Source organism: Arcicella aquatica (assembly GCF_034928825.1).
In the GTDB taxonomy this organism is placed as follows: domain Bacteria; phylum Bacteroidota; class Bacteroidia; order Cytophagales; family Spirosomataceae; genus Arcicella; species Arcicella aquatica.
This window is the reverse complement of record NZ_JAYFUL010000046.1, coordinates 1-26540: the sequence shown is the minus strand read 5'-3', so window position 1 is coordinate 26540 and position 26540 is coordinate 1. Positions and strand designations below refer to the sequence as shown.

Below are 26540 nucleotides of genomic sequence, written 5' to 3'. Positions count from 1 at the left end.
ATTATTGTCTAGTCCTTACTTTTCTTTCCTTGATGAAAGAAAAGTAACAAAAGAAAATCAAGAATTCCTAATCGCATCGGCGAACCGACTCGCTACCGCTCAAACAGTAGGAATTCGTTGTTCGTCAATCATAAAGAAGCGGTCGAAAAACTAATTTCGACCGCTTCTTTATGATTTTAAAATTCGGGATGACTCATGCTACGGATAATGGATAATTTCTTTTTTCTGTTTGAAAATTTATGAGAAAATAGATAAAAGAACGAAAAAATAAAACCTCCTGACTATCAAATCAAGAGGTTTTCAATATCTACAAAGTCATATGATTAGATGGACAATTCGCTAACGGCTAACCACGACATTAATCCTGCTCCGATTTCCAAAGCACTTTCGTCAATATCAAAAGTAGGCGTATGAACACCCGAAATTATTCCTTTGGCTTCATTACGAGTACCTAAACGATAAAAACACGAATCTACATGGTGTGTATAATAGGCAAAATCTTCTGCTGCCAACCAAATATCTAAATCAATTACGTTGGCTTCGCCCATGTAATCAACCGCAGCACCTTTCATTCTGCGAGTCAATTCTGGTTCATTCTTCAAGAATGGATATCCTTTCTGAATGAATACTTCACAAGTTCCACCCATAGATTCTGCAATGCCTTCTGCCATTTTCTTGATACGAGCCAGCGCATCTGAACGCCATTCTTCATCCATTGCACGAAAAGTACCTTCTACGTATACTTCATTCGGAATTACGTTGGTAGCACCATTGGCTATTACCTTGCCAAAAGTCAACACCGAAGGATAACGTGGATTTCTATTACGGCTAATAATCTGCTGTAAAGCCACGATAATATGTGAAGTAATCAATACAGGGTCAATACCCAATTCGGGCATTGCACCGTGTCCGCCTTTGCCTTTTACAGTAAAGTACAGCTCATCAGCACTAGCCATATACATTCCTTCGCGGAAACCAATTTTTCCTACAGGAATATTAGGGGCAACGTGCTGACCAAGCATTTTACTTGGACTAGGGTTTAACAATGCTCCTTCGGCAATCATTACTGACGCTCCACCCGGTGCTTTTTCTTCGGCAGGTTGAAATACTAATTTCACCGTTCCATCGAACTCATTGCGAAGTGTATGTAAAATTTTAGATACCCCTAGCAACGACGCCGTATGCACATCATGTCCGCAAGCGTGCATTACTCCTTCGTTCAATGATTTATAAGGGACATCATTCGCTTCAACAATCGGTAAAGCATCCATATCAGCACGCAAAGCCACGATTTTAGAAGAAGGATTATTTCCCTCAATCGTTGCTACTAAGCCTGTGTTCGCAATTTCAGTTGGGATAATGCCAATTTCTTTTAAGCGTGCTGCTACATATTTTTGCGTATTGAATTCCTGATACGATAATTCAGGATTTTGATGTAAATGTCTGCGATTTGCCACAAACTCACTGGCGTTGGCTTGGGCTAATTGTTTTATTTTATCTTTCATTTATTAGTCAAAATAACTCATCTAATAATTTTTAATTTAGACGAGCGTTTTCTTTTATAATCTTCTTAAATCTAATAGCAATAATTCTTCATTGCCATAATCAGATTTGTTTATATCTTTCAAAATAATCAGCCATACGTATATACAAATAACTAAAATATACTATGCCATCATCGCTACTAAAATACTTTCTCTTTTCTGAGATGAAATATTTAGATGTTGAAGACTCTGCTCTGTTTTATTTCTTGTTTCTATTTTATCGAAAAGTCTCTGGAGCTTCACCCATTGTTCGGCTTCAATGCCCAATACTTCTTCTAATTTGATAGCTAATTCAATACTTATTTTCTTTTTTTCTCTCAATAACCCATTCAAAAAAGGCTGGCTAATCGATAGTTTATTGGCTAATTCCGTTTGTTTAAGCCCTCTTTCTTTGATTTCGTTACGTAATAATTCGCCAGGGTGCATTGCCACAGGCGGAATGTAATTAGGGTCTAATCTAGTTTTCATTTTGTTAATGATGATAGTACAAATCATCGTTATCAAATTCAATTATCACAACAAAAATATAACCTTTTAAGTTATAAAATGATAGGTATTTTAAAAAATCGCTACAAATTTAACCACAACTTTAGGTTTTCGTTCTCTGAATCCAACAATTCCAAATGAATTTTACCGTCAGGGTTGCGTTGCATACTAATGCCAAAGGCTTGGAGTAGCTCATTTGCTAAATCTTCTAAAGGAATATTACCTTCGATACAGTCTTTAAAATAGTTTTTTAAAGAACCTGCATATACTTCTTCACATACCTTTTGGTAATCTTCTATGGAATAACCCTCACCAGTTTTACCAAAACGTTCCCACATTAGTTGCATAATAGTGCCTAATGAACGGCGGTGACCAAATTTCAAACGAATCATCAAATCTAGTATTAAGGCTACAACTGCTCCTTTTTGATAAATGGATACTCTTCTGTTAGGAATTGGCTGTGCGTAACCATCTAACCACAAATCAAATGAAGATTCAGTTAACGACTGAAACGCTCGTCCATCTTGCTCAAAATGACGTTTGATAACAGTCTCTAATTCTTTTAGATAGGCTTCTATATCAAACACACCCGATTGAGCTAAGAATAAATCGCCAAAATAAGTAGTTACTCCTTCCGCTACAAAACCTGTAGAGAAATAATTTTCTTTGGTAAAATCATAAGGCATCATTTCGATAGGACGAATTTTACAGATGTTCCAAGCATGATACAATTCATGTGAACTAACTCCCAGTAAATCTGTATAAAGTCCATCGCCTTCTGAGGCTGGCCCCAGCACAATCATGGTAGAATTGCGATGCTCTACACCATGATAAAATGAAGTGGGTAATATCCAATTCATAAAGTGATAATCCTTTTCAGGAAAATCGCCCATTATTTCAATCTGCTTTTCTGTAAATTTTTGAAAGTCTGATAATATTTTTTCCCAGTTTGGAATATAATTCCCTAAAAACCAGACAAAAAAATCTGTATCTGCTACTCGATAACTTTGATGTTGTAAATAAGGACTTGCCAATAACGGACAGTCAACCAAATGATAATAATCTTGTGCCAACAAAGTATTAGGCTCGTTTATCTTGTTTGGCAAACCACATACAATTTTATAATCATCTGGCAAAGAAATACTTACTTCACACGCTTCATTCATTCTGCCCTCTACATAAGGCAAACAGTTTACAAAATTGATGTACATCGTACTATCATCCACAAACGAACTTCCAGCATTTTGCACATTGGCAAAGTAAGTGAAAAAGACCTTAATAGATTGAATGTCAGTAGTATTAACTCGCCATCTATCTTTAGTGATTTTTCCAAAGCTAAGGAGGTTGCCTTGTAAATCAACTATTTCAAAACGCTGAATGTTTTTAGCAAAATGCTGTAATTCATAGCGCCCTGGTCGCCATGCAGGCAACTGAATTTCAATCGTTTCTGATTGAATATTATCAATCAGCATTTCTATGTTTAGCAGATGACTTTGCGGTTCTTGAGAAAAAATTTTATAATTCATATTTTGATAAAGCTTTTCAGTGTAACATAAAATTAGCCTTCACAATAAGTATTTGTATCTAAACTTTCAATAATTTTTATCAAAGATACTCATTATCATGACCTTAGTGGCAGAAAGTTTTTAGAAAGAATTTGCAACTTCAAAAAACTTCTGTACCTTTGCAGTCCTGTTTTAGAAATATAAGAATTATAAAGATATAATGCCATGAAAAGAACATTTCAACCTTCTGTAAGAAAAAGAAAGAACAAGCACGGATTCCGTGAAAGAATGTCAACTCCAAACGGTCGCCGTACTTTGGCTGCTCGTCGTGCAAGAGGAAGACACAAATTGACAGTTTCTGACGAGAAAAGAGGTAAATAGTCTTATAGTGTGAACAATTTGAAAATTTGAAAATTAGTAGGGTTTGACATTTGTTTTATGACATTTTCAAATCAGCAAATCTTCAAATTACCAAATTAAAGCATGAAGTTTACTTTCAAAAAGTCAGAACGACTCAGTTCTAAGAAAGTTATAGATAAGCTCTTTGATAGAAAGGGTAGTGAAAAAATCAACTCGGTTTTTCTCTACCCTTTTCGTGTTTCTTATATTTTCAATAATGCTGATACTGCATTGATTGAAAATTATATACCAGAACAGATGGAGGAGGAAACAAGTGAAGAGATTTTGGAAGCATCTTCCACCGAAAATCCAGAATCGCCATTACCCGCTATTTTAATTTCGGTTTCAAAACGCTATTTTAAACATGCTGTTGATAGAAACCTCATCAAGCGTCGTACGCGCGAAGCCTATCGTTTGAACAAACAGCTTTTATTGGAAAAACCTTCTTCACAGATTCCAGCATATATTGCTTTTGTGTATATTGCAAAGACGATAGAAGATTATCCCAAAATAGAAAAATCGATGAAAGCGATTTTCAAAAAAATGGTTTAGTGACAGTATTTCAAATAAGCTAAACAAATTACGCCAAGTCTGATGAAATACTTCCACAACCTTCTTCGTTTGGTTCTTTGTACAAGCACATAAAGAATCCTTTCCTTAATTGTTTTCTTTAAAAATTTTCTGACAAATGAATATAAAAATGTCTGCTAAGTCATTAATAATCACAGCGATTACTGTGATAGGTTTTTCGTTGGCATCATTTACGGAACCAGGTGAGCGTTTCTTTGAAATTGCCAAAAACTTAGACATTTATGCTACGCTTTTCAAGGAATTGAATCGTTATTATGTAGATGAAATCAATCCGAACAAAACCATCAAGACTTCTATTGATGCGATGTTGAAATCGTTTGACCCTTACACTGTGTATTATGCCGAAGATGAAATCGAAGATTACATGACGATGACTACGGGCAAATACAACGGTATTGGTATCGTAACGGGTAATAGAAATGGCAAAATTGTAATTATGCTGATTGATGAAGGTACACCCGCCGAAAAATCAGGATTGCGCATTGGTGATGAAATTGTAAAAGTAGATGGCGTAGATTTGGCAGCACGTAAAATTAACGATGCTGGCAAGCTCATCAAAGGACAAACAGGCACAGCCGTAAGAATAACTGTAAAACGTTATGGCACAGATAAATTAGAAGAAGTTTCTATCGTACGTGATGTAGTAAAAATGAAAAACGTACCCTACTACGGCATGATTAATAATGAAGTAGGCTATATCGATTTAAAAGATTTTACAGGTACAGCGTCTAAAGAAGTACGTACAGCTTTTACCGAACTAAAAGGTAAGGGTATGAAAAAGTTAGTCCTTGATTTAAGAGAGAACCCAGGAGGACTCTTGAATATGGCGGTAGATATTTGTAATATTTTTCTACCAAAAGAATCTGAGATTGTTTCAACCAAAGGTAAAGTAGAAGACTGGAATAAGACTTACGTAGGGTTGAATGCTGCGATAGACACTGAAATGCCAGTAACAGTATTGACAAACTCAAGAAGTGCTTCGGCTGCTGAAATCGTTGCGGGTGTGATTCAAGATTATGACCGTGGTGTATTAATCGGACAACGCAGTTATGGAAAAGGACTTGTTCAAATAACCCGTGATTTGACTTATAATACCAAACTAAAAGTAACTACGGCAAAGTATTATATTCCAAGTGGACGTTGTATTCAAGCGATTGACTATAGTCACCGTAATCCAGATGGTAGCGTAGGTAAATTGCCAGATTCGTTACGCAGACCATTCAAAACTGTAAAAAGTGGTAGAGTAGTGTATGATGGTGGAGGTATTTTGCCAGATATTGAAGTGGATAGACCTTATCCTGCTGCCGTTACGTTGGCTTTATCGAATCGATATATTTTGTTTGATTATGCCATTAAGTATCATTTTGAACATCCGTCGATTAAACCAGCGAAAGATTTTGAATTAACAAATGCTGAATACAATGACTTTGTAAAATGGGCAGTTACACAAGACTTTGATTATACCACTCAGGCTGAAAAAGACCTTAACTTATTGGAAGCATCTGCTAAAAGAGAACGCTATTATGAGAATATCTCTGAACAGTTAAAGTCGCTTAGAAATAAACTTTCGCATAGCAAAGAAGCAGATATTATGAAGTTTAAAGACGAAATAAAAACAGCTTTAGAACAAGAAATCGTAGTGCATTATTATTTACAAAGAGGTACGCGTGAGCAATCTTTCGCCAAAGACCCTGAAATTCAGGAAGCTTTGAAGTTGTTTACTGATATGCCTCGTTATCAATCAATTTTGAAAGGAAATTAATTGATAATGCTTCATAAAAAGCTTTATTAAAGTCAAGAATATTACGAATGGCGTTAGAGAAATCTATCGCCATTTTTATTTGCCATAGCTTGAGTGTAATTTTGTATGAAATTAATTATTAATATTCCAAATGGCATTAATTCTTAGCATTGATACTTCCACCAAAGTATGTTCGGTTGCTGTTCATCAAGATGGCAAAATATTGGCTTGTAGCGAACTTTTTACTGAAAAGTCTCATTCAGGAATGTTAACCACCCTTTGCGAAAATGTAGTAAAGCAATCAGGTTTTACTTTAAATGAATTAGACGCTATCGCTGTGGCCAAAGGTCCAGGTTCTTATACAGGATTACGCATTGGTGTTTCAACGGCCAAAGGTTTTTGTTTTGCATTAGACAAGCCCCTGATTGCTATCAATACTTTAGAGGCAATGGCTTATCAAGTAAAAGATTTTTTTCCTGCCAATTATTTGCTTTGCCCGATGATTGATGCTAGAAGAATGGAAGTGTATTGCACTATAGTAAAGACCAACCTAACCAGTATTCTAGAAACAGAAGCGAAGGTTATCGACGAATATTCTTTCCTTGATTTACTTAATACCCAACCTATCGTTTTCTTTGGCGACGGAGCAGACAAATGCCGAGAGTCTATTTCGCATAATAATGCCAAATTTTTAGAAATACCTATTCTTCCTTCTGCTAAAAGCATCGGCTATTTGGCAACTAAATCTTTTGAAGAATCGTTATTTGAAAACGTTGTAAGCTTTGAACCTTTCTATCTAAAAGATTTTGTAGGGACTCAGCCCAAGAAAATATAAACCGATTCATTAAATCGTAAGCGATATGGAAGATATCATTATCAATAAAGTAGCAAGTAGCGGTCTAATCTCATTCGACCTTGAGGAACTTTACCACAAAGGAGAGAGAGTAGTGTATGACTTGAAAGATAATCTTTTTATGGGCATGATTTTAAAGGAAAAAGACTTTAGAGAATTCCTTAAAAATCATGATTGGTCACAGTATGAAGGCAAAAATGTGGCAGTTATCTGTTCAGAAGATGCTGTAATCCCTACTTGGGCCTATATGCTATTGACCTTGAAACTACAAGACTTTGCGAATTGCATTGTCTTTGGAGACTTAAAGGCCTTAGAAGACAAGTTATTTTACGAAGCCCTTGCTAAAATTAATCCAGAAGAATTTCGTGGAGCAAAGGTTGTCATAAAGGGTTGTTCAAAAGTACCTGTACCAACCAGTGCTTATGTAGAAATTACGAGGTTGTTTAAACCTTATGTACAATCATTAATGTTTGGCGAACCTTGTAGTACAGTGCCGCTTTATAAAAAGGCGATGGTTAGACAGAGTGTTTCGGTGAATCAGGAATAGAATTTATTAAAATAAATTGTTCATTCAATCCGCTTCCTTTGGGAGCGGATTTTTTTTGTTTTAGGATGTGCTAAGATTTTGCTCAATCTATTGAGTAAAATTACTAAGTGTATTGAGTAAAAAGAATAAAGTAATACTTGTTTAGTCAATCATTTAATTTCTTAAATTAGAAATTAAAACTATTCGAACTATGCCAACTCCTACCGAAGCCCTAGAACGCATTGAGGAATGTAGAAAAACTAAAGATACCAAACTAGATTTATCCTATTTACAACTAACAAAAATACCTGATGAGATAGTTGATTTTATTTGGTTGAAAGTTTTACGCCTTTCAGGAAATCTAATTACAAAAATAGAAGGGTTAGGTAGTCTAATAAATCTTTCAGAATTAGACCTTTCAGAAAATAAAATTACCAAAATAGAAGGCTTATATAGAGTAATGAATCTTTCACAGTTATTGCTTGCTGGTAATGAAATTAATAAAATAGAAGGATTAAGTAGACTAGTAAACCTTTCACAATTATCTCTTTCAGGTAATAGAATCATCAAAATAGAAGGCTTAGATAAACTGGTGAACCTTTCACAATTAGATTTTTCAGGTAATAGAATTACAAAAATAGAAGGCTTAGATACTCTAGTAAATCTTTCACAATTATATCTTTATTCTAATCAAATTACAAAAATAGAAGGCTTATATAGGCTAGTAAATCTTTTACAATTACACCTTTATTATAATCAAATTACAAAAATAGAAGGCTTATATAGGCTAGTAAATCTTTTACAATTATACCTTTATTCTAATCAAATTATCAAAATAGAAAGCTTGAATAGACTAGCAAATCTTTCAATATTATCTCTTACAGATAATAAAATTACAAAAATAGAGGACTTAGATAAACTAATAAATCTTTCACAATTATAGATTTCAGGTAATGAAATTACAAAAATAGAAGGCTTAGATAAACTAGTAAATCTTTCACAATTATCTCTTTCAGGTAATAAAATTACCAAAATAGAAGGCTTAGATAAACTAGTAAATCTTTCACAATTATCTCTTTCAGATAATGAAATTCTAAAAATAGAAGGCTTAGATACTCTAGTAAATCTTTCAGGATTAAGAATAGAAGGAAACCCTCTTGAAAAAGAATATAACCTAGTTTTAAAGGATGATTTAAGCCATTGGGGAATTATTAAAAATATTATTGATAGAAATACTGAAGAAGGAATAGAAATAACTATAGTTTTACCCGCTAAAATATTACTATTAGGAAATCATGCTAGTGGGAAATCAAGTTTGCTACATTATTTGCAAAATCAAAACCTTGAATATAAAGGATATAGTACACATTTACTGAAAATAGAGATTTACCACTCAAAAATAAAAGAAGGTAATCCTGATGCTATATTTTATGATTTTGGAGGACAAGATTATTATCATGGTATTTATCGTGCTTTCCTTAGTAGCGGATCAGGCTATTTATTACTCTGGAATAAAAATCAAAACGATAATAAAATACTTCTGAAAGATTCAAAAGGTTTTGCTACTCAGAATTTTAAAGTAAATTATTGGTTGGGACAAAAAAAACATCTTGAATTTTCTAAGTACAATAATGTTACAGACCCTCTTCTGCTAATACAAACTTATGGAAAAGCCAATGAGTCACCTTTGTTTATTGCTGATTATCAAGATAAAGCTATTCAGAATACATTTTATATCTCTTTGTCTGAGCAATACAACCCTGATAAAAACAAAGCTGCTCTGGACTATTTAAAAGCAGAAATTGATGCGTTGATTAATGATAAGAAAAGGCAAAGGTTGGAAAAAGAATGGTATGTTAAGTTTTATCAACATATCATTGATGAACAAACTGTACAAGCAGAAACAGTAGAAAACTTGTTAGTATACTATCAGCCAACAAATAAAAAAGATAACGAAGAGATTGTAAATTCTTTACGAGCTGAACTTCAACAATTCCATAACCAAGGTTTGGTATTGTTTTATCCTGAGATTGATGAAAGTTTAGTATGGCTCAATCCAGCTGGTTTGGTAGAATATGTTCATACTAAGATTTTACAAGAAAGTTTAATCAGTCAGTACCAAGGAAAAGTACCAGCGAGTCAATTTGATGGAACAGACTATAAGGTTATAGCTCTTTTAGAAAAACAAAAAGTAATTTTTAGACATCAGTTTGCTGATAATGGTGTAGAGGAGTTTATTATTCCTAACTTTTTGCCTTTAGTCAAAAGTAATGAGACAGAGTACGATTTATTTACTTTTGGCTTAAGCAATCCACTCTTTACACTAAAATTTACTCAGTTTTTGCCGATAGGATTAATCAATCAATTAATATGTTTTTTTGGTAGGCAACCCGACCGTAAGAAGTTTTGGCGAGACCAATTACTTTTTACATTTGAACAAAAATGTAAAGTACTAATTCGTCTTGATTTTGAATTATTAGAAATCAAAGTGTTGGTAGCTTTTAAAGAAGGTATTGGAGAGCAAGAACAAGAGCAAATTAGTAAGTATCTATTTTATTGTATTATGGCAATGTATTGGGATTTTGAACCTTTACTTTATAATTCTTTCATTATACAAAAGACAGATTTTCAATTAATTATTAATATCAAAAGTGAGTATATGAGTGAAATTGAATTTGAAAATGAACAAGATTTTCTCAAATTTTATAATTACTCGTATCAATCTATTTTTAATAATGAAACTTATCGTCCATGTGATTTGTATCTATCAAGAGATGATAAATATTTTGTAAAGTATGATGAATTAGGTAAACATGATACAAAAGAAACCAGAATTATAAGTCATCAACTGAAAGCAGATAGAACAGAATTTGAAAAAACAGCTGGAATAGCAGTAAAACCTTTTGAAATTTTTACTAATAAAAAAATGACTTCCATAAAAAAAGTATTTATTTCATATTCAAAAAATGACCTTTCTATGGTCAATCGTTTTAGAGATGCTCTGGTACCTCTTCATGACGATGGCATTATTGAAAATCCTTGGTATTGTACATTGTTGGAGGCTGGTAGCAAATGGGATGAAGAAATTCAACAAAAGTTATCTGATAGTGACATTGTATTCTTTATGTGTTCTATGTCTTTTATTAGAACAGAATATATTAGAAAACATGAAATTAAAAAGGCAATTGATTTGAATAAAACTATAATTCCGATTGTGCTTAATTTCTGTGAGTGGGATAGCTATTTGGGCGATTATACAGCTTTACCTTATATCGCAAAACCTGTTGCCGATTTTAACAATCAAGATTTAGCTTGGTTATTAGTAATAAAAGGTATTCGTATTTCTTTAGAGCAAAGTGATCAAAAAGAATTAAGTAAGCAAGTAAAAGAGCTATACGAACGATTAGTAGAAGGGAAGTTAGATAATAATAAATAAATTCAATAAACCAATAAGAGGTCGCTCATCAATGAGCGACCTCTTATTATTTTATTGAACAAAAGCTTTCTCTTTTCTTTTTCCCAAGAAAGGTAACCAACTTTCTTCTATACTTCCACCAAAATCTCTTAAAAACATCACAAACGAAGGCTTATAAGGTTTGGTTTTTAAGGGCATTCCTGCTTCTTCTGGGGTAAGATCTCCTTTTCTTGAATTGCATCGCTTACAGGCCGTAGCAAGGTTGTCCCATGACGTTCTTCCGCCTCTTGATTTGGGCAATACATGGTCTAACGTTAAATCTTCTGGTGTTCCGCAATATTGACATTGTCCGCCGTCACGCCTAAAAATATTCTGCCTTGATAACATTACACCTTTATAAGGCAAATACACATAACGATGTAAACGAATGACCGAAGGCATGGGGAAAGACTGAGAGACACTTCTTAATTGTTCGGTGGCAGATTCAGATATTAAATCGGCTTTTTTTAGGAAGACCAACAAAAAAGCTTTAGGAATCGAACAAACGGTTAAAGCACTATAATCTTGATTTAAAACTAAAACTTTCCGACCCATAATCCTTAAATTTTAATGTTGAAAGAATATACTTGAACTCGTGATTGCTTTGGTAAATAGACTACTGATTGATGCGTTTTTAAGAGGTGTTATTAATGATTTGGTAAATTACTGATAAATTTTGAAAAAATAACGTCTTGTTGCACTTTTTTGTTGCGCTTAATCTTTTGTTAATCAGAAGTTTATAATAGCATTAAAATCTGAAAAGAGTAGCTTGATTATACCCTTTACCAAGAATTTTAATAGCAAATATCCTTTAGTAAAGCTTTGAATGAAGTTTTTTGTTGAGATAAGCGTAACTTTGTAGCATAGATTAATAAAACGAAAAAAGTAAAGCGCATAATGACCGATCGTTACATGCAAAGAGGTGTTTCTGCCTCTAAAGAAGACGTACATAAAGCCATCGAAAAACTTGATAAAGGGCTTTTTCCGCAAGCATTTTGTAAAATTTCTCCAGATATGTTAGGTGGCGACGACACCTATTGCAATATTATGCACGCCGACGGTGCAGGTACTAAATCATCATTGGCTTATCTTTATTGGAAAGAAACAGGTGATGTTTCTGTGTGGCGTGGCATTGCTCAAGATGCCGTAGTAATGAATACAGATGATTTAATCTGTGTAGGTGCAACAGATAATATGTTGCTATCAAGCACGATTGGTCGTAATAAAAACCTTATTCCAGGCGAGGTAATTGCTGAAATCATCAACGGTACTGAAGAAGTACTAGAAATGCTTAGAGACAATGGTATTGGGATTTGGAGTACTGGTGGCGAAACAGCAGACGTTGGCGATTTAGTAAGAACAATCATTGTAGATTCTACCGTAATAGCTAGAATGAAACGTTCAGACGTGATTTCTAATCATACTATTCAAGCAGGAGATGTAATTGTTGGATTGGCTTCTGACGGACAGTCGAAATACGAAAAAACATACAATGGTGGAATGGGTTCTAATGGCTTAACTTCTGCACGTCATGATGTGCTTGGTCATTATTTAGCAGATTTGTATGCTGAAAGCTTTGACCCTGCTGTACCCAAAGATTTGGTTTACAGTGGCTCAAAGCGCCTGACTGATGAAGTAGCAGGAGCACCATTGAACGTAGGTCAATTAATCCTTTCACCTACTCGTACTTATGCACCCGTTGTAAAGGCGATATTGAACGAATTAAGACCTGTAATACATGGTATGGTACATTGTTCGGGTGGAGCCCAAACAAAGGTGCTACATTTTGTGAATAACGTACATATTATCAAAGATAATCTTTTTGCTTTGCCTCCATTGTTTAAAATGATTCAGGAAGAAAGCAATACAGATTTCAAAGAAATGTATAAAGTTTTCAACATGGGGCATAGGCTAGAAGTGTACATAAACCCACAATACGCCCAGACTTTAATTGATATTTCAAAATCATTTGGCATTGATGCTCAGATTATTGGTAGGGTAGAAGGCTTTGAAGGTAAACAAGTAACGATACAGTCTGAATTTGGAGAGTTTGTTTATTAATTCAAACCAAACCAATTATTCCTTTTAAAACGTAACAGTAATCCTTGCGGTTACCGTTTAGAGTATGATAGAAAGACAATCACTAGGGAGGAAATTAAGGCCCTCTCTAGTGATTATAAACAGAATTGTTAAGGTCTTGTTTGTTTTCTCTTTTTAAGGAATATTATATAAAACACAAACTTTTCCTATTAGGGGGTGGCTTAAGTCACCCCCTAATAGGAAAAGTTCTTTTTTCTAGTGATAAGGAATTGATAATTATCTTAAAATCACTCAATTAGTCTTTAAAACGAAAAAGGGTTACAACTAAGTTGCAACCCTTTTTCTATTGTAAAATATCAGTTAATTACTTAACTTCAACTTCAGCACCAGCTTCTTCTAAAGATTTTTTCAAACCTTCAGCTTCGTCTTTAGATACACCTTCTTTAACAGCTTTTGGAGCTCCGTCAACTAAATCTTTAGCTTCTTTCAAGCCAAGACCTGTTAAGTCTTTCACCAATTTAACTACTGCTAATTTGCTAGCACCAGCAGATTTCAAGATAACATCAAATGATGTTTGTTCAGCAGGAGCTTCAGCAGCGTCACCACCACCAGCGTTACCAGCTACAACTACTGCAGCAGCAGCAGCAGGCTCGATACCATACTCATCTTTCAAAATTGCTGCTAATTCATTAACTTCTTTTACAGTTAAGTTCACTAATTGCTCAGCGAATGCTTTTAAATCTGCCATTGTATTAAGATTTTTTATTGTTTACGATTTTATTAATTTACTATATGTTTTTGTACTTGGAAGCCTATTTCAATTTGAAAATAAGCTAATTTGGAAATTTGAAAATGATTTTAAGCAACTTATGTAAAATAAACGATGTTATTGTATGAATTAAAGTGCTGTATATCAGTATTTTAAAATCATAACTCATCACTTATGAATCATCGCCAAGTTTAAAAATTAACCTTCTCTTTCTGAAAGGGTTTTGATGATACCAGCTAATTTGCCACCGCTGCTTTGAAGAGCAGAAACAACATTTTTCGCAGGAGATTGTAACAATCCAACGATTTCGCCAATCATCTCTTGTTTAGACTTAACATTTTCAAGAGCAGCTAATTGATCTTCTCCGATGTATAAACCTCCTTCAATAGAAGCACCTTTGAATTTAATTTTATCTTTACCTGCTTCTTTTTTGAAGTCTTTGATCAATTTCGCTGGAGTCTTAGGATTTTCTGGTGAGAAAATGATTCCTGATAAACCTTTGAAAACTGTATCGTTAAATGAAGTATAGTCTACTCCAGTTGTTTCTAATGCTTTTGCGATAAGCGTGTTTTTAACGACACGGTACTCAAAACCACGTTGGAAACACATTCTTCTAAATGCGTTTACTTCTGCAACAGTTAAACCACCGGTATCTGTAATATAGAAGTAAGGAGTAGCTGCGAACTTTTCGCCCAACTCTTGGATAATTATACCTTTTTCTTCCTTTGTCATGATTACAAACCTTTAACTGTTCCTTGGTCAATTTTAACACCCGGAGACATTGTAGAAGACAAATTAACTGACTTCACGTATGTTCCTTTGGCTGAAGATGGCTTCAATTTCAACAAAGTGTTGATAAGTTCCTGAGCATTTTCAGCTAATTTCTCAGGAGTGAATGAAACCTTACCGATAGAAGTGTGGATGATACCAGTTTTGTCAACTTTGAAGTCGATTTTACCAGCTTTCACTTCTGTAACAGCTTGTCCAACATTCAAGGTAACAGTACCTGATTTTGGATTTGGCATTAAGCCACGAGGTCCTAAAACACGACCTAAACGACCTAACTTAGCCATTACGGTTGGCATTGTGATAATTACATCAATGTCAGTCCAACCTTTTTCAATTTTTTGGATATATTCATCCAAACCAACAAAGTCAGCACCTGCCGCTTTTGCTTCTTCCTCCTTATCAGGTGTACAAAGTACAAGCACTCGTACTTCTTTTCCTGTTCCATGAGGCAAAGCAACCACGCCACGAACCATTTGGTCAGCTTTACGAGGGTCAACCCCCAAACGAACGTCGATATCTACTGAAGAGTCGAACTTCGTATATGAAATCTCTTTCAAAATTTCAGCAGCTTTCGTAAGTGAATACGATTGCGTTGCATCAAATTTTGATTGAGCTTCTTTTTGCTTTTTTGTTAACTTAGCCATTTTTTTAATTTCGTTATTGGTTATTAGTGATTAGTTATTAGTTATTGATTAAAACTGGATTATTTGTGTATATCTCCTCATTTCAACTCACAACTCATAACTCATAACTCATAACTCAAAAAGGTTTTTCTCCTGTTACGTTCAAGCCCATTGAGCGAGCTGTACCTGCTACCATGCTCATTGCTGACTCGATGGTGAAACAGTTTAAATCAGGCATTTTTGTTTCTGCGATTGTACGTACTTGATCCCAAGATACTGAACCAACTTTTTTCAAGTTTGGCTGAGCAGAACCCAATTTTACTTTCGCTGCTTCCAACAACAAAATCGGTGCAGGAGGAGTCTTTACTACGAAATCAAAAGATTTATCTTTGTAGTAAGTAATCAAAACTGGAAGAATAACACCTGGTTTATCTTGTGTTCTAGCATTGAACTGCTTACAGAACTCCATGATATTCAAACCCTTAGAACCCAAGGCTGGACCAATTGGGGGTGATGGGTTAGCGGCACCACCTTTGCATTGCAACTTTACGTAGCCTGCTATTTCTTTTGCCATTATGGTAAAAATTTAAAATCGTTTGAGTTATTGAAAATTTTCTGCCAATAAGGGTGGAAGCTTCCTTACCTGAAAATCCTCGGGTGTTTCATGTCGATTATTTTGTAACTAAACAATCTGATTCACAGTCATTTGAAAGTACTTATAGGCAATTTTACCTGACTGCGCTATGAAACGGACTGCAAAATTACGGCTTTCTTGTTAATATACAAATAGTTATGAAAGAATTTGAAGAGTTTTTTTTAATCAGAGGCTTTAATAGACAATATCGCTTAGAATAATTCGTAAAAAGAATAAGGACAATTAATTGATTGAAGATTATTCAAAGAATATCAATAAATTATGTTGATATTATTGAGCAAACAATATTTCTATTTAATGCTAGAATAATGCTATATGACATAACAATGTGCAAAGGAGGTGACTGCCCGAAGAAACACCTTTGCTACCGATATACTGCTGATATCGAAGGAAGACAGGATTTTTTTCCTAATCTTCCTTTCGATTTCGAGCAAAATACTTGCGAATTTTATTGGCAAGATGTTCAACGGTTTGAACAAATTAAAGTGCGTGCCTATGATTTATGGCTTGATGAACGCCGTCCGAGGGGTAGAGCCCTCGACCATTGGTTAAAAGCTGAAAATGAATGCATTTATCAATGGAGTCAATGGGATAAATTGAGCTAAACGATTATTTACGGTACACACAACTCTTATTATCTGACTTTTTGTAGTACGATTTATAGTTGATTGCTTTTGGGTCTGTACAGCCTTTTAAGTTTAACAATTCAATATTACGGAAATCAATTGCATGGCTTTCGGCTTGCATCGCTATATAGCCTTCCTTTAATGGTTGTCCATCTTTTTTAATCCATTCAGCACCATTATCAATTTTGGCTTGCTTCCAGTCATATTCAGGACTGACAAAACCTCCGCCAATGTGTAGTTTTTCAAATGTCAAAACAGTATCACCTTCAATAATATGATGGATTAATGAATCGCCAAATACAATGGCTTCAGCTTTTACCCATTGGTCACCATTATAGGTTTTTGAGTTTGAATCAGTACAATGGTCTGTTACAATTTTACCATTCATATATACTTCTGTCCCTGGCGTACACAGATTACCCGTATGACGCTCGCCTTTACCTAAGCCACCCAATAACTGTAATTCTAAAGACACAGGAAAGCTTTGACCTTTTGATAAACTCTTAGCTGATTGAGAATGCAACATTACCCCACTGTTTCTAACATTCCATGATGCCCCACCAGCCAATTGTTCGCCTTGAAAACGATATTCAAAGCGAATGATATAATATGAATAAGGAGTTTTGTAATAAATATGTCCAAACTTATCGTCAAAGGTTTTGTATTGGTCATAAGCTACTCGCATCATGCCATCTTCTACACGGAATGTATTTTTATAATTTACATTGAGGTCTTCTCCAGCAATCTTGATGTCCCATCCATCTAAGTTTTTTCCATTGAATAGTTTAATCCATTCTTGTTTATCAGCCTTTTTTTGAGCTAACATAGAAAATAAACAACCGTTTAATAAACAGATTAAAATAAGGTATTTTTTCATCGTTATTGATTTAAGATAGATTTTAAAAATGAATTTAATCTTATAAGGTAATAATCGTCCAATTTACTCAAATGTTAACGATTGTTAATGAAAATAAATGGACTAAACTATTGAAAATATCCGCAATCTAACCGACATAAAATTAAAAACAATACTATTATGAAAGCAATGCATATTCAACCTAACACTTCGATAGAAGTTGGTTCTAAAAGTAAAATCAAATTAGCTACTATTATTTTAATGGCAAGCATTAGTCTTAACTCGTTTGTAAGTGTTGCTCAACACGGTGACAGAGGTAGAGACGATAAAGGAAAAAATGAAAAGCACAATGATAATAATAACGGAAGAGGAAACGAAAGAGCACGCGTTGATAACCATGTAGACAGAAACGACAACCGTGGTAATGGTGGTAATAATAATGGTGCCTATAATGGTGGTGGTAATAATAGATACGATAATAACAATCGTGGGAATGACAGATATGACAATAATCGCAAGGTGATTGTAAACAGACGACCAGTAGTGAACCAAACAACAGTTGTGTATAGAAACAATACTCCCAACTGGCGTTATGCGTCTTTACCTAGAAGAAACACTGTGGTAAATGTAGCACCAAGCACATCTATCTCTGTTTCTTTCGGTGGTATTAATTTCCGTTACGATAATGGTGTGTATTACAGACCTTATCAAAATACTTATGTGGTTGCTCCTGCTCCTATAGGTATCAGAGTAAAGTATTTACCACGTGAACACAGAGTGTTCAATCTTTATAATCGCCCTTATCATTACTATAATGGGGCATATTATGAATATCAAAACAATGATTACGTAGTTGTTCCTCCTCCAATCGGGGCATTAGTTGAAAGTATTCCTGATGGTTATGAGAAACTACAAATTAATGGCGACACATATTATATTGTTGACGGTATTCAATACAGAGCCGTTTTACAAAATGGAGAAATTTGGTATGAGGTGATAAAAATAATCAGTTAGGTGTTTAGGTTTTAGAAACATGAGTCATCCCGAATTTTTCCTAAAGTTATGCGTTTTGGAGACAATTTGTGAGGTTTTCTACTTAATAATCGTCTAGTCCTTACTTTTCTTTCCTTGATGAAAGAAAAGTAACAAAAGAAAATCAAGAATTCCTAAACTCGCTCCGCTCAAACAGTAGGAATTCGGTGTTCATCAATCATAAAAAAGCGGTCGAAAAACTAATTCCGACCGCTTTTTTATGATTTTGAAATTCGGGATGACTCATGTTTTTTTATGAATAAGCTAAGCGATATAAGGAAGTAATAACCTGAATTCACAGCCTTCGCCTAATTTGCTTTTTAGTAGGATAGTACCTTTATGACCTTCTACCATTTCTTTGACGTAATAAAGTCCTAGTCCAAAGCCCTTTACATTATGTACGTCGCCTGTGTGTACCCTGAAAAACTTATTGAATACTTGTTTTTGGTCTCTTTCTGAAATCCCGATACCATTATCTTTTACCGAAACCATTAAATTATTGCCAATATTTTCAGACGTGATAATGATTACTGGCGGACGTTCGCAATATTTAATGCCATTATCAATTAAGTTGTGAATAATATTGGTAAAATGCAGTCTATCAGCTTTGATTATGCTATGCGTAGCTTTTAAATCAATAATCAACTCTCCATTTTTTTCTTTAAACAAAGGCTCACAGTTGATGGATAATTCGTTGATTAATTCATGAATATCTACTTCTTCAAAATTAAGCTTATCTATTTTCTGAGCAATGTTAGCTGTTTGCAAAACCGTATCGACATTCTTTTTTAAGCGAGCGGCTTCTTTTCTAATAATAGCGGCGTAGCTCAATAATCGTTCTGGAGTATTGACTATCTCTGGTTTCATCAGCACTTCGCTGGAAATAGAAATAGTAGATATTGGCGTTTTGAATTCATGCGTCATATTATTAATAAAGTCGTTCTGAATCTCAGAAAGTCTTTTTTGCTTAAAAATCAGCATTAAAGCATATACAAAAAAGGCCATTACTACCAGTAAAATAGCTGACGAAACAAACCAATTGTCTAAGTCGCTTAAAAGGAATAGTTTTTTATCAGGGAAATGAACCCCAAAATAATAATTATGAATATCTAAGTCAGGGAAATGATAGGAACTGGTAGAATCTGAACGGTCACAGTTTTCGGAATGACATACAAAAGACGTATATCTGATATTATCCTTCAAGCAATCGTAAATACCAAATTCAAAGTTGATGCGAATATCATTATGAGCAAACTCCTGTTTTAAAAACTCCTCCAAAATCATGTGATTGATGGTGTCGTTTACTTGTACTGTATAGTAGTTTGAGGTAACTCGCTCTACAGGGTCAATGATTTTGTTGTTAGGATTTTTGTTGAATGCTAAGATTCTTTTGCAAACTACTCTCAAAGCGGCCGTAGTTCGTTGGTCAAAATCACGGTCTTGGATATTATAAGCTTGATTAAACCAATAATATTGCACAATAATTACTCCTCCTAAAAGCAGGATAGACAAAGCAACAAATATTCTGAGTGTTTTTGCATTCATGGGTAGTAGCTTTAGGCAATGATTTAATGACTAAAAGACAATAGATAGTAATCCTTTAGTCATTAAGTCTTTTAGTCATCAAATCCAATAACAAGTCTAATAACGACAACGTTTTTTGCTATAACATTAGTTTTTTACTTAACAATCATTAACAATCGAGCGACGAGTTGGAAACTCGTGCTACTTAGTAGCTATTTTTCTATAAATCCCCCAAGATGCCCAATACCAAACTTGCCGAATTATAAGCCGCTACATATTCAAAGGTTTTCATATCTAAATGTGCCTTTGAATTGGCATTATCGCTAATACTTCTAATCACCAAACAAGGAATTTTTTGTTGAAAACATACTTGTGCTACTGCCGCACCCTCCATTTCTGTAGCATCAGCACCATATTTTATGCGTAACTCATCAACTTTCTGATTTGAATTTACAAAAACATCCCCCGTAGCAATAACGCCCGTCATCACTTTAAGATTTCTGGTTCCAATAATCCTATAAGGAGTTTTCTTTGAAATGCCCTGTGCTTTTTTTAGCAGTGTTTCATCAGCAGGGAAATAAATAGGGTTCATTTCTACATAAGCTGGGTTTCGGGTAGGACGCAGAGTAAATCCTGTAGAATCGATTTTGCCATAATCATGTTCAAAAGTAGATTTCGCAATGACGATATCACCTGGTAGCAAGTCTGGATGAATACCGCCAGCAATGCCCGTGAAAATCAACTGTGCTGGATTCCAGTTCATCAATAAAATAGTAGTAGTCATGGCAGCATTTACTTTGCCCACGCCCGTTAGAGCAACTACCACAGAACGCCCACGAAGTTCGCCAGTTAAGAAACGGATACCTTTTAGGTTTACTTCTTTTTTGTTGCTCAATGAGTCTTCCAGCAATTTCACCTCTTGACTAAATGCCCCCAAAATAGCCGTTAATGGTTTCTGAGCCTGAATTTGTAAACTAAATAAAAGTAGGATAAGTATTTTTTTCATTTGTTGAGTGATTGGTGAATTAGTAATTGGTTGTGCTTTGTGCTTGCCTAAAATAGGTTGACGGTTTTATACCCGTGTTTAATATACTTAAAATTGTAATGAAAAGTTACCTACTTTTCTAATCACTAATAACCAATTACTAATCAGTTTAAGAAATAATTAAAGACAAAACAGCAAAACCATCAATCACCCAAAGAGCAGGCGATACTTCTTTAGGTTTGCCAGCAAATACCTTGATGATTGTCCAAGACAAAAATCCCCAGATAATGCCTTGTGTGATAGAATATGAAAAAGGGATTAAGACCAAAGCCAAAAATGCAGGGATAGCATCATCCATTTTAGCCCAATTGATTTTGGTGATAGGCTTCATCATAAATACGCCTACTACTATCAAGGCAGGAGCCGTAGCAATAGCAGGGATTACTGATAATAAAGGCGACAAAAACATAAAAGGCAAAAACAAAATACCCGCCGTAATAGCTGTTAAGCCCCTGCGTCCGCCTTGTTCTATTCCTACTGCCGATTCTATATAAGCTGTTCCGGGGCTTGTTCCTAAAATTCCTGCTAATAAAGTAGCCACCGCGTCTGTCAGCAACGATTGTTTAATATTACGTGGCTCGCCATTTTCATCGTATAGATAGGCTGCCTCTGCTAAGCCTACAAAAGTAGAAAGGCTATCGAACATATCAGTAAATACAAAAGCAAAAATGATAGGGAATAAGGCAAATTTGAAAGAATGGATGATATCTAACTGAAAGATTAAGCTAAAATCTGGAGCAGCTATCAAGCCATTCCAATTAACTAAAGTCTTTTGTCCGAAGTTAATTGCCGAAGCATCTCCCCATATTCTACCGATTGGAATAGCCAATAAAGTAGTAATAACGATGCCGATGATAATAGCTCCCTTTACATCCCGTACTATCAAGATGGCTGTTAGTAATAAGCCTATCAGAAAAGTAATGATGATAGGATTATGAAAACTTGCGATACTTACCAACGTAACAGGATTGGCGATGATAAAATGAGCATTTTCAAAACCAATGAGACTAATAAACAGCCCTATGCCTGCCGAAATAGCAAAACGAAGGGGCTTGGGAATAGCCTTTACGATATAAGTACGCAAATTGAATATCGATAAAATTAAAAAGAAAACGCCCGCCCAAAATACTGCGCCTAATGCTACTTGATAAGAAATTCCCATGCCTTTTACGGCCGTAAATGTAAAGAAGGCATTCATACCCATGCCTGGAGCCACAACGATAGGGTTTTTAGCATAAAGCCCCATCATCAAACTACAGAAAAATGAAAGCAAAACGGTAGCCGTTAATACTGCATCAAAAGGCATTCCTGCTTGAGAAAGAATGGATGGATTGACAATGATAATATACATGGTAGCCAAAAAGGAACTAATACCAGCAAGTATTTCAGTTTTTTAGTTGTCGGAGACATAAAATATGGTTTTTGTCTAAAAATAAGGATTGTTCATCAGAAAGACAATAAGAATAAACCTTCGGGCTTTATATTATACTTTTGTGGGAAGAATACTTTATAAACCATTTATCCAATGCAATACTTTTTAATATTTTTAGCTTTTCTATGCGGAGCCGTTTTCCCTACACAAGCAGGGTTGAATGCTAAAATGGCAAGATTGGTCGGCAATCCAGTACTAGCCGCCTTGTTGTCTTTTGCTACGGGATTGGTAGCCCTTACTGTATATGCTATTGTTACGCGTATTCCTTTGTCACAATTTAGTCAATTTAAAAATGCTCCTTGGTATGTTTGGTTTGCTGGAATTTTAGGGGCGTTTTATATCAGCACTGTTATCGTATTAATGCCACGCTTGGGTGTAGCTTTAACATTTGGTTTGATTGTAGCAGGACAAATGACTGTTTCGTTATTATTAGACCATTTCGGTTGGCTAGATGCACCTGTCAGAGAAATATCATTGGGCAGGGTTATTGGCGCATTTTGTTTGATAATTGGCGTAATCTTAATTCGTAAATTTTAGCGTTGTATTTAGATTTATAGATAAATAGGCTATTTTTTAATACAAATATGTACTAAAAAATAGCCTAGAAATGTGATTTTGACTAAATGCCTAGAATTTCAGACTTACACCAGCCATTACATTAGTACCTGCTTGTGGATAATAGAAGTTTTCAGTGTAAGATACTCCTTCAAAAATATAGCTATACGTATAGCCATTAGATTCATAAAGGGTATTGAATAGATTGTTTACCAAGAAACTAAAGCTAACTTCTCTTAATGTCTTTCCTTTGATGGTATAAATGGCACGAACATCATTAGTGAAATAGGCATTCAATTTACGGTTTTCATTAGAGGTATTATCCAAATATTGTTTTCCTACATATTTAGACAATAAGCCTAATTCCAAACCCTTCACAGGCGTATATAATATTTGTGAACCTACGATTACATTAGGTGAAAAAGCAATATTTGTTTTACTCAAAGTAGGTAAAAGCGTTTCTGATTCAGTATCGTAATTATAGATTGATTCTGTGAAGTTTTTGATTTTGTTCTCTGAGAAAGTCGCATTAGCATTGATTTTCAACGAGCTATTTAATTGTACGCCTCCTTCTATTTCTATGCCTAAGCGATAGCTTTCTGGTACATTTACACGAATTGCACTACCTACATCATTTAGCTTACCAGTTAATACCAATTGGTTATTGTAGTTCATAAAATAACCGTTTACCGCAAAAGCCGTTTTTCCTGTTTGAGTTTTATAACCCAACTCAAAATCATTCAGTTTTTCAGATTTAGGTGTTTTGCCTACGTTATCTACAAAGTCTGAGCGACTAGGCTCTTTGTTGCCCACACTATAAGAAGCATACGCAGATGTGCTTGGAGATACTTGGTAACTTAAACCAAACTTAGGATTAAAGAATTGATAATCTACTTTTTGACCAATATTCAAAAGGTTGTCATCTGTTCCTTTAATTTCGTAATTGATTGTTCTGACTTGTAAGTCTGCAAAAGCGTTTAGTTTCTCTGTAAATTGATAAAATGCTTTTGCATATACGTTGAAATCTACTTTTTTAGAATTTCCATTGTAATAACGGTCGCCAATTTTTGACGTAGAAGCATATTGAGCCCAGATAATTTCGCCATAATTTCTACCATCGTATTCATTCAAAGCCCCTCCAAAATTAGCTGTTAACTTTTTACTTCCTTGATAATCAAAAGAGAACGTAGTACCATAAAAGTCATTATCCAACCATTTACGACGAACTAAATCTGTCTTAGTAATAGTTGTTGCTCCCAATACTACATTAGGTAAACCATATTTTGATAGTTTATCTTGCTCTTTAAATTGCTCATAATATCCACGCCCATACGTATAGTGGAAATTCAAGTTGAAAGTCCAAGCGTTTGATAAACTATGAGAAGAAAGCAATTGATAATGGTCTTGTTGATAGTTATCCGTTTGGTTAGGATACGTATATAAATTGAAAGTACGATTGGTTGCTAAAGTAGCTTCTGGAACACCTTCCCAAGCTTGATAAGTTTTTTCTTTACCAGAAAATACATTCAAACGAACAAAAGATTTTTTGCCAAAATAAGCACCAGAAAGGTAAAACGATTTTAAGTCAGAAGAAGCACGGTCGATATAACCATCTGACGTTACTTTTGACAAACGAGCATCAAAGGTGAATTTATCATTTATCAACCCTGAACCCACTAAAAGAGTATTTTTTAAAGTATTGAATGAGCCATAGGCGGAATTGATTTCAGCATAAGCCTGTTTTCTGAATTCGTTAGTAGAAACATTAATGGAAGCACCAAAAGCACCGGCGCCATTGGTTGAAGTACCTACACCACGTTGAATTTGGATAGAACTAACCGAGCTTGCCAAGTCAGGTGTATTAACCCAAAAAGTACCTTGCGATTCAGCATCATTCAATGGAATGCCATTGATGGTTACATTGATTCTTGTAGCATCAGTCCCTCTAATTCTTACACCTGTATAACCCACACCCGCACCTGCATCGGAGGTAGAAACCAGCGAAGGTGTAAAGTTTAGTAACTGAGGAATATCTTGTCCAAGGTTCTGTTTCTGAATATCTTCTTTAGAAACATCTGTGAATGCGATAGCAGATTTGGCATTCGCACGGGTAGCACTTACTACTACTTCATCTGCCACAAAAGTAGATTTATGTAAGACGAAATCGAAAGTAGCATCTTTTTGTAAATCAATTACTTGTACATTTTTCTCGTAACCGACAAAGCTAATTTTTAATGTATAAGTACCTTTTTTTACATTTTTGAGGATAAATAATCCTTGAGCATTGCTTTGTGTACCCCTTACGGCATTTACTAACGTAATATTTGCACCAGCCAAAGGTTTATTGCCATCAGCATCGACAATTTTACCAGAAATAGTATACTGAGCATACGATTGAGTAGAGAGGAAAAATATTAAAGCAATCAATGTTGAATAGCTTATAATATCATTTTTTTGATTTACCAAAAGGCGAATCATAGCAACGAACTGGTTGAGAACACCTGTTTGAGCAAACAGATTTCTCGGAATAGTCGTTAAGTTTTTCATCTTTGAAAATATTAACAACAGGCAAAGGAGTCAAATCCCGTTAGATTTAACAATGTGAAACCCTATGTAATTGATTGATTTTAAATCTGTTCACGTAACCTAAACGCAAAACCAAATTTACAAAATCCCTTCGACGGAATTACCCGCATCAGGTTCAGTGGGTATAATCTCAGCCCGTTATATTAAGGCACCCCTTTTTGTGATTGTAGAACAAAGGTATAATGAAAATTGATAAATTGTACTTTTAGAGGATATATAATTTTTTGATTTTGAGACTTTAGGATTTTGGATTTTAGGATTTTTAGACTTTAAGACTTGAGGACAACTTATTTTTTACCCGCAGATTTACAGAGATTTTATTCGCTGATTTACGCAGATAATATTTTGTCAGCGCAAATCAGCGGTTTTAAATCTGTTAAATCAGCGGGTAAAACTTTATGGTGAATTACTTTACCCGCAGATTTACAGAGATTTTTCCGCAGATTATCGCAGATATTTATTTTGTCAGCGTAAATCAGCGATTTTTATCTGCTATATCAGCGGGTAAAACTTTATGGTGAATTACTTTACCCGCAGATTTACAGAGATTTTTCCGCAGATTATCGCAGATATTTATTTTGTCAGCGTAAATCAGCGATTTTTATCTGCTATATCAGCGGGTAAAACTTTATGGTGAATTACTTTACCCGCAGATTTACAGAGATTTTATTCGCTGATTTGCGCAGATAATATATTGTCAGCGCAAATCAGCGGTTTTAATCTGCTATATCAGCGGGTAAAACTTTATTGTGCTTGCCTAAAATAGGTTGACAGATTTATACTCCTGTTCAATGTACTTAAAATTGTAATATAGTTTGATTTGGGTCTGTTTTTTTTGTTCCATCGGATGTCCAAATGTTTAATTTAGGTCTTTTATGGACCTCAAGTTCTTTGATGTATTGTTCAAAC

24 protein-coding genes and 1 riboswitch are annotated in these 26540 nt (G+C 34.6%); of the genes, 11 read left to right on the top strand and 13 right to left on the bottom strand.

Features of this window, described 5'->3' with window-relative positions:
* Nucleotides 1-323: 323 nt before the first annotated feature.
* From VB264_RS20340 to VB264_RS20330, 3 genes are all read right to left on the bottom strand, one after another.
* Nucleotides 324-1505 carry a M20 metallopeptidase family protein gene (locus tag VB264_RS20340; RefSeq protein ID WP_323252409.1) on the bottom strand — a complete coding sequence of 394 codons (1182 nt, stop codon included), beginning with the start codon at nucleotides 1503-1505 and terminating at the stop codon, nucleotides 324-326.
* Nucleotides 1506-1667: 162 nt separating this feature from the next.
* Complete coding sequence (locus VB264_RS20335; RefSeq protein WP_323252407.1) at nucleotides 1668-2012, bottom strand: HigA family addiction module antitoxin; 345 nt, start codon at nucleotides 2010-2012, stop codon at nucleotides 1668-1670.
* Nucleotides 2013-2113: 101 nt separating this feature from the next.
* Entirely contained in the window at nucleotides 2114-3556 is a 1443-nt protein-coding gene (locus tag VB264_RS20330) for a M61 family metallopeptidase (RefSeq protein ID WP_323252405.1), read from the bottom strand.
* A gap of 204 nt (nucleotides 3557-3760) precedes the next feature.
* On the opposite strand from VB264_RS20330, the gene rpmH reads away from it, so the two are divergent.
* The 7 genes from rpmH to VB264_RS20295 all read left to right on the top strand — a co-directional run bounded on the left by rpmH (nucleotide 3761) and on the right by VB264_RS20295 (nucleotide 11081).
* Complete coding sequence (gene rpmH, locus VB264_RS20325) at nucleotides 3761-3916, top strand: 50S ribosomal protein L34 (RefSeq protein WP_309921952.1); 156 nt, start codon at nucleotides 3761-3763, stop codon at nucleotides 3914-3916.
* Nucleotides 3917-4018: 102 nt separating this feature from the next.
* The gene (gene rnpA / locus VB264_RS20320; RefSeq protein WP_323252403.1) at nucleotides 4019-4486 is read left to right on the top strand and encodes a ribonuclease P protein component; all 468 of its coding nucleotides are present in this window, start codon (nucleotides 4019-4021) and stop codon (nucleotides 4484-4486) included.
* Nucleotides 4487-4622: 136 nt separating this feature from the next.
* Nucleotides 4623-6287, top strand: coding sequence for a S41 family peptidase (locus tag VB264_RS20315; protein ID WP_323252401.1), 1665 nt, complete (start codon nucleotides 4623-4625; stop codon nucleotides 6285-6287).
* 130 nt (nucleotides 6288-6417) lie between these two features.
* The gene (gene tsaB, locus VB264_RS20310) at nucleotides 6418-7101 is read left to right on the top strand and encodes a tRNA (adenosine(37)-N6)-threonylcarbamoyltransferase complex dimerization subunit type 1 TsaB (protein WP_309921962.1); all 684 of its coding nucleotides are present in this window, start codon (nucleotides 6418-6420) and stop codon (nucleotides 7099-7101) included.
* Nucleotides 7102-7126: 25 nt separating this feature from the next.
* Entirely contained in the window at nucleotides 7127-7666 is a 540-nt protein-coding gene (locus VB264_RS20305; RefSeq protein ID WP_323252398.1) for a DUF2480 family protein, read from the top strand.
* Between the two features lie 190 nt (nucleotides 7667-7856).
* On the top strand, nucleotides 7857-8588 hold the full coding sequence (locus VB264_RS20300; RefSeq protein ID WP_323252396.1) for a leucine-rich repeat protein: 732 nt from the start codon (nucleotides 7857-7859) through the stop codon (nucleotides 8586-8588).
* Complete coding sequence (locus tag VB264_RS20295) at nucleotides 8589-11081, top strand: TIR domain-containing protein (protein ID WP_323252435.1); 2493 nt, start codon at nucleotides 8589-8591, stop codon at nucleotides 11079-11081. It abuts the gene before it with no gap.
* A 51-nt stretch (nucleotides 11082-11132) separates the two neighbouring features.
* Here the strand turns inward: VB264_RS20295 and VB264_RS20290 are convergent, their stop codons facing one another.
* Complete coding sequence (locus VB264_RS20290; RefSeq protein WP_309921971.1) at nucleotides 11133-11654, bottom strand: HNH endonuclease; 522 nt, start codon at nucleotides 11652-11654, stop codon at nucleotides 11133-11135.
* 342 nt (nucleotides 11655-11996) lie between these two features.
* Here VB264_RS20290 and VB264_RS20285 point away from each other — a divergent pair, with 342 nt between their 5' ends.
* On the top strand, nucleotides 11997-13160 hold the full coding sequence (locus tag VB264_RS20285; protein ID WP_323252392.1) for an AIR synthase related protein: 1164 nt from the start codon (nucleotides 11997-11999) through the stop codon (nucleotides 13158-13160).
* A gap of 343 nt (nucleotides 13161-13503) precedes the next feature.
* Here VB264_RS20285 and rplL read toward each other — a convergent pair whose 3' ends face one another.
* From rplL to rplK, 4 genes are all read right to left on the bottom strand, one after another.
* Nucleotides 13504-13887 (bottom strand): 50S ribosomal protein L7/L12, encoded by a 384-nt coding sequence (gene rplL / locus VB264_RS20280; protein WP_184129288.1) that lies wholly within the window; start codon nucleotides 13885-13887, stop codon nucleotides 13504-13506.
* A 219-nt stretch (nucleotides 13888-14106) separates the two neighbouring features.
* A complete protein-coding gene (rplJ, locus tag VB264_RS20275; protein WP_309914703.1) occupies nucleotides 14107-14640 on the bottom strand; it encodes a 50S ribosomal protein L10 in 534 nt (177 codons plus the stop codon).
* A 2-nt stretch (nucleotides 14641-14642) separates the two neighbouring features.
* Nucleotides 14643-15341, bottom strand: coding sequence for a 50S ribosomal protein L1 (gene rplA / locus VB264_RS20270; protein WP_309914707.1), 699 nt, complete (start codon nucleotides 15339-15341; stop codon nucleotides 14643-14645).
* Between the two features lie 115 nt (nucleotides 15342-15456).
* Entirely contained in the window at nucleotides 15457-15894 is a 438-nt protein-coding gene (gene rplK / locus VB264_RS20265; protein WP_309914709.1) for a 50S ribosomal protein L11, read from the bottom strand.
* A gap of 389 nt (nucleotides 15895-16283) precedes the next feature.
* Here rplK and VB264_RS20260 point away from each other — a divergent pair, with 389 nt between their 5' ends.
* Nucleotides 16284-16580, top strand: coding sequence for a DUF2934 domain-containing protein (locus tag VB264_RS20260; protein ID WP_323252390.1), 297 nt, complete (start codon nucleotides 16284-16286; stop codon nucleotides 16578-16580).
* Nucleotides 16581-16584: 4 nt separating this feature from the next.
* On the opposite strand, the gene VB264_RS20255 is transcribed toward VB264_RS20260, so the two are convergent.
* Nucleotides 16585-17478, bottom strand: a complete 894-nt coding sequence (locus VB264_RS20255) for a 3-keto-disaccharide hydrolase (RefSeq protein ID WP_309914714.1) — start codon at nucleotides 17476-17478, stop codon at nucleotides 16585-16587.
* Nucleotides 17479-17637: 159 nt separating this feature from the next.
* On the opposite strand from VB264_RS20255, the gene VB264_RS20250 reads away from it, so the two are divergent.
* Nucleotides 17638-18471: a DUF6515 family protein gene (locus VB264_RS20250; protein WP_323252387.1), complete on the top strand. Its 834-nt coding sequence runs from the start codon at nucleotides 17638-17640 to the stop codon at nucleotides 18469-18471.
* A gap of 282 nt (nucleotides 18472-18753) precedes the next feature.
* Here the strand turns inward: VB264_RS20250 and VB264_RS20245 are convergent, their stop codons facing one another.
* The 3 genes from VB264_RS20245 to VB264_RS20235 all read right to left on the bottom strand — a co-directional run bounded on the left by VB264_RS20245 (nucleotide 18754) and on the right by VB264_RS20235 (nucleotide 22442).
* Nucleotides 18754-20034, bottom strand: a complete 1281-nt coding sequence (locus VB264_RS20245; RefSeq protein ID WP_323252385.1) for a sensor histidine kinase — start codon at nucleotides 20032-20034, stop codon at nucleotides 18754-18756.
* A gap of 199 nt (nucleotides 20035-20233) precedes the next feature.
* On the bottom strand, nucleotides 20234-21019 hold the full coding sequence (locus tag VB264_RS20240; RefSeq protein WP_323252383.1) for a 5'-methylthioadenosine/adenosylhomocysteine nucleosidase: 786 nt from the start codon (nucleotides 21017-21019) through the stop codon (nucleotides 20234-20236).
* Between the two features lie 148 nt (nucleotides 21020-21167).
* Nucleotides 21168-22442 (bottom strand): NCS2 family permease, encoded by a 1275-nt coding sequence (locus tag VB264_RS20235; protein WP_323252433.1) that lies wholly within the window; start codon nucleotides 22440-22442, stop codon nucleotides 21168-21170.
* A gap of 141 nt (nucleotides 22443-22583) precedes the next feature.
* On the opposite strand from VB264_RS20235, the gene VB264_RS20230 reads away from it, so the two are divergent.
* Nucleotides 22584-23027: a DMT family transporter gene (locus tag VB264_RS20230; protein ID WP_323252381.1), complete on the top strand. Its 444-nt coding sequence runs from the start codon at nucleotides 22584-22586 to the stop codon at nucleotides 23025-23027.
* Between the two features lie 90 nt (nucleotides 23028-23117).
* Here the strand turns inward: VB264_RS20230 and VB264_RS20225 are convergent, their stop codons facing one another.
* Entirely contained in the window at nucleotides 23118-25523 is a 2406-nt protein-coding gene (locus VB264_RS20225; protein WP_407654667.1) for a TonB-dependent receptor, read from the bottom strand.
* 177 nt (nucleotides 25524-25700) lie between these two features.
* A riboswitch (TPP riboswitch) is annotated at nucleotides 25701-25797 on the bottom strand.
* Between the last annotated feature and the right edge of the window lie 743 nt (nucleotides 25798-26540).

What these genes read in the sequence shown, in the direction of transcription:
- VB264_RS20340 (WP_323252409.1), bottom strand. Translation starts at nt 1,505, where the DNA reads ATGAAAGATAAAATAAAACAATTAGCCCAAGCCAACGCCAGTGAGTTT.
- VB264_RS20335 (WP_323252407.1), bottom strand. Translation starts at nt 2,012, where the DNA reads ATGAAAACTAGATTAGACCCTAATTACATTCCGCCTGTGGCAATGCAC.
- VB264_RS20330 (WP_323252405.1), bottom strand. Translation starts at nt 3,556, where the DNA reads ATGAATTATAAAATTTTTTCTCAAGAACCGCAAAGTCATCTGCTAAAC.
- rpmH (WP_309921952.1), top strand. Translation starts at nt 3,761, where the DNA reads ATGAAAAGAACATTTCAACCTTCTGTAAGAAAAAGAAAGAACAAGCAC.
- rnpA (WP_323252403.1), top strand. Translation starts at nt 4,019, where the DNA reads ATGAAGTTTACTTTCAAAAAGTCAGAACGACTCAGTTCTAAGAAAGTT.
- VB264_RS20315 (WP_323252401.1), top strand. Translation starts at nt 4,623, where the DNA reads ATGAATATAAAAATGTCTGCTAAGTCATTAATAATCACAGCGATTACT.
- tsaB (WP_309921962.1), top strand. Translation starts at nt 6,418, where the DNA reads ATGGCATTAATTCTTAGCATTGATACTTCCACCAAAGTATGTTCGGTT.
- VB264_RS20305 (WP_323252398.1), top strand. Translation starts at nt 7,127, where the DNA reads ATGGAAGATATCATTATCAATAAAGTAGCAAGTAGCGGTCTAATCTCA.
- VB264_RS20300 (WP_323252396.1), top strand. Translation starts at nt 7,857, where the DNA reads ATGCCAACTCCTACCGAAGCCCTAGAACGCATTGAGGAATGTAGAAAA.
- VB264_RS20290 (WP_309921971.1), bottom strand. Translation starts at nt 11,654, where the DNA reads ATGGGTCGGAAAGTTTTAGTTTTAAATCAAGATTATAGTGCTTTAACC.
- VB264_RS20285 (WP_323252392.1), top strand. Translation starts at nt 11,997, where the DNA reads ATGACCGATCGTTACATGCAAAGAGGTGTTTCTGCCTCTAAAGAAGAC.
- rplL (WP_184129288.1), bottom strand. Translation starts at nt 13,887, where the DNA reads ATGGCAGATTTAAAAGCATTCGCTGAGCAATTAGTGAACTTAACTGTA.
- rplJ (WP_309914703.1), bottom strand. Translation starts at nt 14,640, where the DNA reads ATGACAAAGGAAGAAAAAGGTATAATTATCCAAGAGTTGGGCGAAAAG.
- rplA (WP_309914707.1), bottom strand. Translation starts at nt 15,341, where the DNA reads ATGGCTAAGTTAACAAAAAAGCAAAAAGAAGCTCAATCAAAATTTGAT.
- rplK (WP_309914709.1), bottom strand. Translation starts at nt 15,894, where the DNA reads ATGGCAAAAGAAATAGCAGGCTACGTAAAGTTGCAATGCAAAGGTGGT.
- VB264_RS20260 (WP_323252390.1), top strand. Translation starts at nt 16,284, where the DNA reads ATGCTATATGACATAACAATGTGCAAAGGAGGTGACTGCCCGAAGAAA.
- VB264_RS20255 (WP_309914714.1), bottom strand. Translation starts at nt 17,478, where the DNA reads ATGAAAAAATACCTTATTTTAATCTGTTTATTAAACGGTTGTTTATTT.
- VB264_RS20250 (WP_323252387.1), top strand. Translation starts at nt 17,638, where the DNA reads ATGAAAGCAATGCATATTCAACCTAACACTTCGATAGAAGTTGGTTCT.
- VB264_RS20245 (WP_323252385.1), bottom strand. Translation starts at nt 20,034, where the DNA reads ATGAATGCAAAAACACTCAGAATATTTGTTGCTTTGTCTATCCTGCTT.
- VB264_RS20240 (WP_323252383.1), bottom strand. Translation starts at nt 21,019, where the DNA reads ATGAAAAAAATACTTATCCTACTTTTATTTAGTTTACAAATTCAGGCT.
- VB264_RS20230 (WP_323252381.1), top strand. Translation starts at nt 22,584, where the DNA reads ATGCAATACTTTTTAATATTTTTAGCTTTTCTATGCGGAGCCGTTTTC.
- VB264_RS20225 (WP_407654667.1), bottom strand. Translation starts at nt 25,523, where the DNA reads ATGATTCGCCTTTTGGTAAATCAAAAAAATGATATTATAAGCTATTCA.